The sequence below is a fragment of the Paenibacillus sp. NRS-1760 genome, assembly GCF_050467785.1.
In the GTDB taxonomy this organism is placed as follows: Bacteria; Bacillota; Bacilli; order Paenibacillales; family Paenibacillaceae; genus Pristimantibacillus.
On the sequence record NZ_JBITPK010000037.1, the window covers coordinates 1 to 10,337 of the forward strand.

The following is a 10,337-nucleotide window of genomic DNA, read 5'->3' on the forward strand; positions in this document are numbered from 1 at the left end:
AAAGAACTTTGAATCATTTCGCTAACGGAGAACATTAGTTCAGTGAGCTATGCAGCAGTACTATATTTCTAACACGAGAATGCACTGAGAAAAAATTCTGTATATAAAGGGGGGGCGATCCCCCTCGCCTCCACCATGTAAATCCACAACCGCAAGAGGTTGTGGATTTTTGCTGTTTGTAGAGAAACGAAGAGTAAGCTGTCCCTGACGAATGTGGAGATACAGGCCATGACTTTTATGGGATTGAACTAAGAAGCGTTTATTCAAGGTATTGGTAAACAATTTCCCGGAATGAATATCACACACGATATGTTTTATGTGATGAAGCTGTTGATGAAGTTCAGGTCCATTTTTTTGTAATGAGGATTAGATCGGCGATTACTATTTTCAAAGTCTCAATCCATTCTTATTCCAATATTCCCAGATTGCTCCCCCTGTTGCATTCGCTGAAAGGCTTGAAGGGTGTCTTGTAAAGGATACACACTATCAATGATAGGACGTATCGAGTGGAGTTCCATAAATTGAAGCATAGCAATAAACTCTTCACTGCTTCCCATTGAGGTGCCGATGATACTGATTTGTGGGTAAAATATGGATCGTACTGCTATTTCCATTCGATCTCCTGAGCTTGCTCCAAACGTAACGATACGGCCATTTGGCTTAATGATATCAAAGTACTGTTGGAACGTCGCTGGCCCGATACTGTCAAGAATGAGATCTACTGTTTCTCCCTTCATACTTTCCTTCCAATCACTATGACTGTCAAAGGCATGATCTGCTCCATGTGCAAGAGCAGCTTTCCTTTTTGTTTCACTGCGTGATGTGACACTGACTCGTGCACCCGCCGCTGAAGCCATAAGCATGGCATAAGTCGCCACACCGCCACCAATACCTGGAATAAGGATATGTTCACCTTGCTGTAAGCGACCTCTGGTGAATAAAGCCCGATAGGCCGTCAAGGCAGACAAGGGCAACACCCCAGCTTCTTCCCAAGACAAGTAAGCTGGTTTGCTGACGGCATTTTGTGCAGGGATGATGATAAACTCGGCGAATGTACCATCCGAAGGACCGCCCACTATTGCTGGAACACTCGGGACATTTTGGGTGATCTCCCATCCGATACATGGATTAATGATTACATCGGTACCTACTGTAAGGTTTGTTACGCCTTCACCTACCACTTCAATTCTACCCGCGCCGTCAGAACCTATAATTAGGGAAGCATCCTTATTTGTTCGATCCGCCATGAGAAATAAGTCTCGATGATTCAACCCAGCAGCTTTCAGCCTTACTTTTACTTCGCCGAAGCCCGGCTGTTTGTCAATAACGTCTTCATATGTTAAGCCCTTCAAGCCGTTCATCCCAGCATGTACGATTGCTTTCATCCTAACTCCTCCAGTAATTCGTATTTCGATGAATCTATTTTGAATTGTACAGAGAGGGAATCATACAGTAAAATGAACAAAACCGAATGTGAGTATCATAAATGATCATACCAAGCAGGTGACATAGAAATGGAAAGCGGAGATTTAAGAATATTTCAAGCTGTAGCTCGAGAGGGGAGCATAACCAAGGCTGCGCAAATGTTGAACTATGTACAGTCTAATGTGACGACCAGAATTCAGTATCTTGAGGCTCAGTTGAAAATCCCCCTTTTTCGGCGATCCAATCGAGGGATGGCGCTAACTCCGGCTGGCGAGAATTTGCTGGGTTATGCGGATAAAATACTGACTCTGATGGATGAGGCTGTGAAATCCACACAATACTCGGACCAACCTGCAGGGCTTCTTCGGATAGGTTCCATTGAAACGACTGCGGTCATTCATCTGACACCTCTATTGGCCGAATATCAATCACGATATCCGGATGTTAATTTATCGCTCACTACGGGTGTGACACATGCTCTCTTACAAAAGGTGTTGGCTTACGAGCTTGATGGAGCGTTCGTCTATGGTCCTGTTGACGATCCAGATATAGAACATGTCGCGGCTTTTGAAGAGGAGTTGGTGCTGATCTCTGAGCCGGGAAAAAGCGACATGTATGAGTTGCTCACGAAGCCGATGTTGTTCTTTGACGTTGGATGTACGCATCGGGCAAAAGCGGAGAGTTTTCTGAGAGGAACTGGTCTGACCACATATCAGATTATGGAATTTGGTACATTAGCAGTTATTCTAGATGGGGTTTCTTCTGGGCTCGGTGTGTCTATGCTACCACGATCATCGATTGCTAAGGCGGAAGAAAAGGGCATAATTGCTTCCCATCGCTTGCCTGAAGAGTACCGAGATTTGCATGTATGGTTTGTGCATAGACATGACTCGATTTACTCAAGCGCGTTGACAAGGTTAATACAATTAGTTAAAGCTAAGCAATAATAGTTAACCCGCAACGATCGATAGGGTCGAGTGTTAGTGCTAGACCATGTCATTAAACAATCTAAGCAACACGCGGAGGCGAATTGTGGATTTGCTCATCCACGGTTCGCCTCCACCAATACCATGAAGAAACCCGACCTCGTGAGGTCGGGTTTTGATTTTTTAGTTTTGTTAAGAGCACTCCTTTTATTAAGCTAACGGGAAGAATAACGCAATGGGACCACAGTTGCAATAAAGGACAGAAATGCTCGATTAACGACACCAATGGCGGTCAAGTGGGAGAACTTGCACTGCGTCAACTGACCCGGTTATAGTCCGATTCAGTTGGCGTTTTCGATTTTTTCACACGGTTCGCCGGAGATGAATTCATCGTACTGGCATGTGATTGTGCAATGCTAGCAGTCTCATCTCGATCCTGCTTCGGCTTGAATCTGAGTAGAAAGATGCTATGCCGAATACGTTAAAAAAAGCTGACCATCTCGTGGTCGACCTCTAACTATTCTATTGCGCGGTCAAGATTTGTGGACCTTCAGCCGTGATGGCAATCGTATGCTCGTATTGGGCGGCGAGCTTGCGGTCCAGCGTCCGTGCGGTCCAGTTGTCCGAATCGATTGTCATGTGGTAGGTGCCTTCGGTGATCATTGGCTCGATCGTGAACACCATGCCTTCCTTGATGCGGAGGCCTTTGCCGGGCTTGCCGACATGCATATAGTTCGGCTCCTCGTGCAGATCCCGGCCAATGCCATGCGCGAGAAGGTCGCGCACGACGCCGAAGCCGTTCGATTCGGCATGCCGCTGGATGGCGCTCGTCACGTCGCCGAGCCGATTGCCGGGCTGCGCCTGCGAGATGCCGATGTCAAGGCATTCCTTCGTGACACGCATCAGCTTCTCGGCCGTAGGCGATATGTTCCCGACTGCATAGCTCCAGGCCGAATCGCCGAGCCAGCCGTCGAGCTCTGCGACCGTGTCGATCGTCACGATATCGCCCTCCTCAAGAGGCTTATCGCTAGGGAAGCCATGCGCGATCACGTCGTTGACAGATGCACAGGTCGCATATTGATAGCCCTTGTAGCCCTTTGTGTAGGGCTTGGCGCCATGCTTCAAGATAATGTCCTCGAAGATACGCTCAATCTCGTTCGTTGTGATTCCTGGTTTGATGAGCGAGGCGATCGTGCGATGGCATTCGGCCACCACTTGGCATGCCTTGCGGATGGCCTCGATTTCATGTTTGCTTTTTAAAATGACCATATTCGTATCAGGACTCCTTCGTAATAGCTTGCATCGCGAGCTTGGCGATTCGATCGACGTCCAGCTCGGAAGTGCCCGCATAGTAGTGCAGCCCACAGCAGCCGACCAGCACGGCAAGCATATGGTCGACGCTGTCGTCTTCGCGCTGGGCGATCGATTGGAGCGGAACATACAGCCGTTCCATGAATCGTCTCTTTGTGGGGTGCTGATCCTTCGCAGGCAAGCCTGTATAATGTTCCGCCGCCATTTTGTAGACAAGATATGTGCGGGCGTCCGACTGCCACAGCCGGAGCAGTGCCTTGCAATAAGTCAACAGCTGCCTATTATCCGGGCTGTCGACACAGGTGTTTGCCCATTCTGTCAGGGCTTGCTCGCATCGCTCGAAGCCGCTGCCGAGCACATCTTCTATTAATAAATGCCGGTTGGGGTAATAATGGTATACCGTGCCGTAACCGAGCTCGGCTTCGCGGGCGACGTCGCGAATATCAAAGCTGCCACCCGTGTGGAAGTAGGTGCGCGCGGCGGCGTCCAGGATCTGTTCCTTGCGCTGCATGCGGATGAGCTCATTTTGTTCTTTGGTACGAGGGCACATGGGTGCGTGAACCTCCTTGTATAGACCTGCAAATTTGTCGATATAAATATAGTAACGCAATGGGCACTTATCCGCAACATTTTTATATTCATAACGTCCATGTACTTATAGTTAAAAACATTCGAGTTTTTTAATTTTTTAGTCATGTTAAGGGCACGTCTTTTATTAAACTAATGGGAAGGTTAGCGCAACAAAAGAGATTTACAAGCCGTATACTTAGTGAGTCAGCGAAATGAGATTAAGAGGAAAGAAAAAATTTCTCACTAAAGAATTGTACGAAGAAATGCAGATAAGAGGATATATGGAGTATTGTAAAAGGATAAGGTGTGATGCGGATGACTGATTTTGCAATAATTAAAAAGCTGTTTCATATTACGAAACGAAATGGGTTTAGTCATGGCGAGATACAAATTATTAAAAATAATTTTGGTGAATTGCCTCAGGTGTTAATTGATTATTATTTGGAACTCGGTAAAGACGAGCGGCTGAATCATACGCAAGATCATTTGATCAAACCCGAGCAACTCCAATATTTCAAACATAGCGAATATTTAATTTTTTATTGCGAGAATCAACGTGTCTGTGTTTGGGGAATTCATAAGAAGGATTTATCCAGGTCCAATCCCCCTGTTTATATGAGTTACGATGAAAAGGTATGGCAAAAGGATTTTGAAACATTGACCGATTTTTTTCATGCGATGGCCTATTTGCAAAGCGTATTCGCACTTGAATATGGCTGTGAATCGTTCTATTCTATTGAACAAACAGACTTGGATTTTATTCGTGAACATTTTAATAATAAAGGTATTTCCTTTCGGCATTGGATTGGCATCGAGTTTTATGGGAATGACAATGACAGCATAATAACAGTGTTGAAAAATAACGATAGTTTTGATTTGATCTATGCTTCAAGCGATAAAGAACATTTTGATGAAATGGATCAGGTTCTCTCAAAACTGGCAGTAGAAAAATAATTTGTTGGGATTGTGATGAGGATATGGTTAAAGCAGTGGATCAAACCTCCTAAAACGAAAAAAGTAATCATTTTAGGAGGTTATAATAAATGAAATTCAATCCGATTGTCATTGATAACTGGAGTAGAAAACCCTATTTTGAGCATTATTTAAACAATGTCAGATGCACTTTTAGCATGACGGCAAATATCGACATTTCTCGGCTGCTGAAAGAACTTAAGAGTCGGGGGATAAAGCTGTATCCAGCACTAATCCACATGATAACTACGGTGGTAAACCGCCACGATGAATTTCGCACATGTTTTAATGCAGATGGGACATTAGGTTATTGGGATCGTTTATCTCCTAGCTTTACAATTTTCCATGATGATGATAAAACCTTTTCAAGCATATGGACTTTGTACAGTGAAGATTTTAATGATTTCTACAGTCGTTATCTTGATGATATGAAAAAGTATGGAAGTGTTAAACAATTTGCCGCTAAAACAAACGAACCACCGGGCACTTTCCCCATTTCTAGCATTCCTTGGGTTAGCTTCACTGGATTTAACCTGAACATCTATAATGAGGGAACCTATTTACTACCCATCTTTACAATGGGGAAATATTTTCAGTATGACGAGAAAATACTGTTGCCATTATCAGGGCAATTCCACCATGCCGTTTGTGACGGTTACCATGCCGGGATGCTGTATAATGAGCTGCAATTACGTGTAGATGCTTGCATGGAATGGTTGCCAAACTATACCGCGTTCAGCTAACGGGGAACTATAGTTTATTTTTTCACATGTATGTGATGGTGGAAATATTCTGTATAAGAGGTATCCATTCCCCTCGGCTCCACCATGTAAACCCCGACCGCAAGAAGTCGGGGTTTTTGCTATCTTAGATATGCTATCGACTGTTCTAAGCTTGATTGGTTTATATAAGTTGATTACAAGGACTCTAATGCGAGTGAATGAATAATTTCCTCTTGGGAAAAAGGTTTTTTCCTACCCAATTGTCTGATCTTTACCATAAAGGGGTTTTTAGGATTTTTCATATGGTAAAAGCCAGGTATACGCATGACTCTTGATAGATTTGTTATCATGGGATCAGAACTGAATTTTTTGGCCAATGCTTTTTGTATAGGAACGAATTTGTTTACGGATCCGCTTTGAAGGACCCAATAGATGTGATATCCGTTTTTCGTTTCGATTATCATCGAATCTTTAATTTGACTCCTGAATTTTTTTATAAACGCATTCTTCAATTTTGCTACTCTCTGTTTTTTTCGAAGTGCCAATAAATGATATTGACCTTGCTTATTTCTTTTAACTGTAATAGATTGAAGCAGTTCTGCAGGGTCGGATTGAATGGATTTAATCATCTGCTTGACTTGTTCTTTTGTGTCTAAATGTACTGATATCTTGTTTAGATCTACATCGATGAACTGTGCTCTGACTTTTTTGAAATCACTAGCCCTTGTTTCTCGGTAATTGATCTCCATAAATACGGCATAGCCTCTTTTATTTTGGCTGAGTACATGTATGAGTTTATTTCTCTTGGAAAAGAGTGTAATTTGAGGAGTAAGCCTTTCAAGTAGATTTAGAGGTTTATGGAGTGTCATCGCTGGGTGATTAGATGAAGAACTGAATCTCTTGTTTTTGTTTTTAGCGTCATGGACTAAAATAAAATGGAGTTGTTCGTTTTGCTTGCAGCCTAGTTTTTTAATGAAATGGCGTGTGTGACTGGAGAACCTTTTCGAATTTCTGGAATATCTCATTGAACCACATCTCCTTTAAAGCATGCGTTACATTTTCGGTTCTTTTCTAAACAATCATATTCTGGGAAGAGTACACAAGTGTAAGTGGCAGTACCCATTTTTCAACATTAGATATGCTAACAAAATTGTCTGGAGCGTTTGCTCGAGTGACATCAGAACTGTGACTACCCCCTTAGAAGCCTATGTGGCGTGATTTTCGGACAGGGGTTCAAATCCCCTCGCCTCCATACCCACCATGGAAAAGACCGACCTCATTAGGTCGGTTTTTTTGATTTTTAGACATGTTATGAGCAAGTCTTTTATTAAACTAACGGGCAGATTAGATTAATGTTAAAATCATTACACGTCTAAAAGGATTATTAGTGGTAGTTAAATACTTTTGCTGATTTAATAAAAGAATGAGGAGTTGTTTTTCATTAGATGAAACAGATTACTCTGTGCCAATCCCAAAATTCCGATGTTGAGACAATTGCTAATCTACGGGCAATTGTACTACGGAATGATTTAACTAGGTTAGGAAGGTTTGATGAAGAGAAGGTACGTCAACGCTTTCGTAATGCATTCGACTGTATTCATACTTGGATCATTGAGGTAGATTCTTCTTTCGTTGGCTGCATAGCTTTTAAACCGACACTTGAAGGGTATTTACTGGAACATTTTTATATTCATCCCAATTACCAAGGTAGAGGGATCGGCAGTCAAGTATTAAAAAAACTGCTTGAACAAAATGATGTAAAAGGAAAACGTATAACATTAAATGTCTTACAAGGTAGTTCTGCTAGACATCTTTATGAACGGTTTGGTTTTAAAGTTGATAGTGAGGATCTCATAGACGTTTACATGTCTATGGAAGTGGAAGGGGATTCCAGGACAGATGAATAACTTCAATTAGTGGTCTGTAACTTTAGGTCCCTTATTTATCGCTCTCCCTTAAACTTACGGGTAACGATAGCTTATTTTTATACTTACATATGATGGAGGAAATATTCTGTATATAAGAGGTATCCATTCCCCTCGCCTCCACCAATACCATGAAGAAATCCGACCTCGTGAGGTCGGGTTTTTTGATTTTTTAGTCATGTTAAGAGCATGTCTTTTATTAAAATAACGGGCAGGATTAATTATAACAGTTCTTTACATCATCACGTTTTGGTGCAAATATTATACTAATCAGGAAATCACCGTCATCATAGTATTCTTTTTTGATGATCATGAATAAGAGAGGCATATTAAGATGAAAAAAGGGAAAATCGTATTTCTAAATGGTGTAACTAGTGCTGGGAAAACATCTATAGTAGATGCTATACAGTTAAAATCAGATGAATTTTTTTATGTTGTTGCAAATGACCTTTTTGAGAATACAATAGGCGATAACTATCTCCGTGAAGATTATTGGAAATATTTAAGTGATGCAATTATTATGATGTATCATACTGCTAAACTATTTTCTGACCATGGTAAGAATGTACTAATAGACGGAATTTTGGTTGAAAGACCCGAATTAAAACCGCATTATGAAAAAGTTAAGGATATATTTGCGGGGTATCCTTTCTATATTGTCGAAGTTTTTTGTCCTTTAGACATTTGTCGCCAAAGAAATATTGAACGTGGAGATAGAACCGAAGACCAATCTGAGTGGCAAAATAATATTATGGCCAAAGATATACAATACAATTGTACTGTCAATACACACATAAATTCCTCAGTAGAATGTGCAGATTCAATTATAAAGTATTTATTTGATAGGTCCGAGGTTTAAGCTATCGGGGAACGTTTGTTTTATAAAAAAACGGAAGCAGCCGACCACAATGATTGGCTGCTTCATTACACTAACGGGCAGGATTGTTCAATAACTTCGCGAATACTTCAAAATTGATAGTTTTCGTTAAGTTCGTAAATACACTGTTAGCTGAAAGATACGCAAAAATAAAATTATGAAAGGCGCATTCAATTGAAGCCAGGGATTATAGTTCTTCTTTTGACAGGGGAAAATTGAGTGGAAAAATACTACTAGACGCTTCAAACTAATAAAGACTGGAATCAATTTAGGAAACAGGACTTCTGTATACGGATGATTACCACCTGATATTATCTTGCACGGAAAGTCAGGCGACATAAACTACCGGATGATATGCTTCTTACGAAAGGAGGGATTGCCGTGGATTGGCTAGAGCGAATGAATCGAGCTGTCAGCTATATCGAAGACAACTTAGAACAAGATATTGATTACGACCAAATCGCTAAAATCGCCTTATGTTCAGTTTACCAATTTCAACGCATGTTTTCATTTGTACTTGATGTCCCATTGTCCGAATATATCAGGCGCAGAAGGCTGACGCTTGCTGCATTTGATTTAAAGAACAGAAAAAACACTGTGATGGATATTGCCTTGAAGTACAGATATGAAACACCTGAATCATTCTCACGAGCATTTCAAAATCTACATGGAATGACGCCTACATTAGCGCGAAATGCTGAAAGTGAGTTAAGAGCCTTTCCTCGCATCTCCTTTCAAATCATATTAAAGGGAGTTGTTGGAATGAATTATCGGATTGAAAAACGGGATGCTTTTCAAGTTTATGGGCTGGAGGATATCTATCATTACGACACTATTGCCAATGAGGAGGGCATATCGATCCCCGATGTTTGGCAAACCATCAGCAGTAATGGTGAGTTGGACCGTTTATGCCAGTCGGTTAGCGGGGATTGGAGAGACGAAGGCAGTTTCAGCAAGGAACTTGGAGCTGTCTTTTCATTCGATTCCTATAAATTCACAAACAATACGACGTTCCCTTATCTGATTGGGTGTTACAAAGCGGTCGATAGCAAGGTGAATGGTTATACAGTTGTTGATGTTCCACCATCTACGTGGGCAGTATTTTCAACTTTACATGATGGGAATGGCAGCGGCAAGTATGATTTGCGGTCTTTGAAGAATCGGATTTTTTCGGAATGGCTGCAAACATCAACATTTACGATTTTAGATGGCGGCAACTTCGAGATGTATGGTACAAGCGTAGATGGCTACGAATATTGTGAACTATGGTATAGGGTCGAGGGATAGAATGGAAAAACGCGGCTGCCGACATGACCGGTCACTGCATGTTCTTAACTCGAAGATTGCACAAGGATCATTTCAGCATGGTTCATTAAACTAACGGGAAACGATAGTTGAAGACTAAAAGGGCTGCCACGTGGCAGCCCTTCGTAGTTACGCTAACGGGCAGGATAATGGAATATGTGGTACTTAAATTAAACACCACAAAGGAGTGTGTTATGTCGCATAATTTGGGGCTGAAAATTGATTCTGAAAATCGCTTTGATAAATTCGTTAAGAAGATAATAGAAACCCAGCTTGTGTGGGGTTTGAAATCCGAGGACGGTTG

Annotated in this window: 10 protein-coding genes; 6 read left to right on the forward strand and 4 right to left on the reverse strand. The window is 41.8% G+C overall.

Going from position 1 to position 10,337, the window contains the following annotated elements; genetic code table 11:
• Positions 1-395: 395 nt before the first annotated feature.
• On the reverse strand, positions 396-1,385 hold the full coding sequence (locus ACIFSR_RS34530; protein WP_430063755.1) for a zinc-binding dehydrogenase: 990 nt from the start codon (positions 1,383-1,385) through the stop codon (positions 396-398).
• Between the two features lie 129 nt (positions 1,386-1,514).
• On the opposite strand from ACIFSR_RS34530, the gene ACIFSR_RS34535 reads away from it, so the two are divergent.
• Positions 1,515-2,372 carry a LysR family transcriptional regulator gene (locus tag ACIFSR_RS34535; RefSeq protein ID WP_430063757.1) on the forward strand — a complete coding sequence of 286 codons (858 nt, stop codon included), beginning with the start codon at positions 1,515-1,517 and terminating at the stop codon, positions 2,370-2,372.
• Positions 2,373-2,873: 501 nt separating this feature from the next.
• On the opposite strand, the gene map is transcribed toward ACIFSR_RS34535, so the two are convergent.
• Together map and ACIFSR_RS34545 are read right to left on the reverse strand one after the other, a co-directional pair.
• A complete protein-coding gene (map, locus tag ACIFSR_RS34540) occupies positions 2,874-3,620 on the reverse strand; it encodes a type I methionyl aminopeptidase (RefSeq protein ID WP_430063759.1) in 747 nt (248 codons plus the stop codon).
• Between the two features lie 7 nt (positions 3,621-3,627).
• Positions 3,628-4,212 carry a TetR/AcrR family transcriptional regulator gene (locus tag ACIFSR_RS34545; RefSeq protein ID WP_430063761.1) on the reverse strand — a complete coding sequence of 195 codons (585 nt, stop codon included), beginning with the start codon at positions 4,210-4,212 and terminating at the stop codon, positions 3,628-3,630.
• Between the two features lie 335 nt (positions 4,213-4,547).
• On the opposite strand from ACIFSR_RS34545, the gene ACIFSR_RS34550 reads away from it, so the two are divergent.
• Both ACIFSR_RS34550 and catA read left to right on the forward strand, forming a co-directional pair.
• Positions 4,548-5,186, forward strand: a complete 639-nt coding sequence (locus ACIFSR_RS34550; protein ID WP_430063763.1) for a hypothetical protein — start codon at positions 4,548-4,550, stop codon at positions 5,184-5,186.
• An 89-nt stretch (positions 5,187-5,275) separates the two neighbouring features.
• A complete protein-coding gene (catA, locus tag ACIFSR_RS34555; RefSeq protein WP_430063765.1) occupies positions 5,276-5,947 on the forward strand; it encodes a type A chloramphenicol O-acetyltransferase in 672 nt (223 codons plus the stop codon).
• A 173-nt stretch (positions 5,948-6,120) separates the two neighbouring features.
• Here the strand turns inward: catA and ACIFSR_RS34560 are convergent, their stop codons facing one another.
• Positions 6,121-6,951 (reverse strand): DNA-primase RepB domain-containing protein, encoded by an 831-nt coding sequence (locus tag ACIFSR_RS34560; protein WP_430063767.1) that lies wholly within the window; start codon positions 6,949-6,951, stop codon positions 6,121-6,123.
• Positions 6,952-7,371: 420 nt separating this feature from the next.
• On the opposite strand from ACIFSR_RS34560, the gene ACIFSR_RS34565 reads away from it, so the two are divergent.
• From ACIFSR_RS34565 to ACIFSR_RS34575, 3 genes are all read left to right on the forward strand, one after another.
• Positions 7,372-7,833, forward strand: coding sequence for a GNAT family N-acetyltransferase (locus tag ACIFSR_RS34565; protein ID WP_339206061.1), 462 nt, complete (start codon positions 7,372-7,374; stop codon positions 7,831-7,833).
• A gap of 352 nt (positions 7,834-8,185) precedes the next feature.
• Positions 8,186-8,710, forward strand: a complete 525-nt coding sequence (locus ACIFSR_RS34570) for a phosphotransferase-like protein (RefSeq protein WP_339206063.1) — start codon at positions 8,186-8,188, stop codon at positions 8,708-8,710.
• 399 nt (positions 8,711-9,109) lie between these two features.
• The gene (locus tag ACIFSR_RS34575) at positions 9,110-10,015 is read left to right on the forward strand and encodes an AraC family transcriptional regulator (protein ID WP_339206065.1); all 906 of its coding nucleotides are present in this window, start codon (positions 9,110-9,112) and stop codon (positions 10,013-10,015) included.
• Positions 10,016-10,337: the final 322 nt, after the last annotated feature.

Coding starts and splice junctions, on each gene's coding strand:
- ACIFSR_RS34530 (WP_430063755.1), bottom strand. CDS start 1,385: ATGAAAGCAATCGTACATGCTGGGATGAACGGCTTGAAGGGCTTAACA.
- ACIFSR_RS34535 (WP_430063757.1), top strand. CDS start 1,515: ATGGAAAGCGGAGATTTAAGAATATTTCAAGCTGTAGCTCGAGAGGGG.
- map (WP_430063759.1), bottom strand. CDS start 3,620: ATGGTCATTTTAAAAAGCAAACATGAAATCGAGGCCATCCGCAAGGCA.
- ACIFSR_RS34545 (WP_430063761.1), bottom strand. CDS start 4,212: ATGTGCCCTCGTACCAAAGAACAAAATGAGCTCATCCGCATGCAGCGC.
- ACIFSR_RS34550 (WP_430063763.1), top strand. CDS start 4,548: ATGACTGATTTTGCAATAATTAAAAAGCTGTTTCATATTACGAAACGA.
- catA (WP_430063765.1), top strand. CDS start 5,276: ATGAAATTCAATCCGATTGTCATTGATAACTGGAGTAGAAAACCCTAT.
- ACIFSR_RS34560 (WP_430063767.1), bottom strand. CDS start 6,951: ATGAGATATTCCAGAAATTCGAAAAGGTTCTCCAGTCACACACGCCAT.
- ACIFSR_RS34565 (WP_339206061.1), top strand. CDS start 7,372: ATGAAACAGATTACTCTGTGCCAATCCCAAAATTCCGATGTTGAGACA.
- ACIFSR_RS34570 (WP_339206063.1), top strand. CDS start 8,186: ATGAAAAAAGGGAAAATCGTATTTCTAAATGGTGTAACTAGTGCTGGG.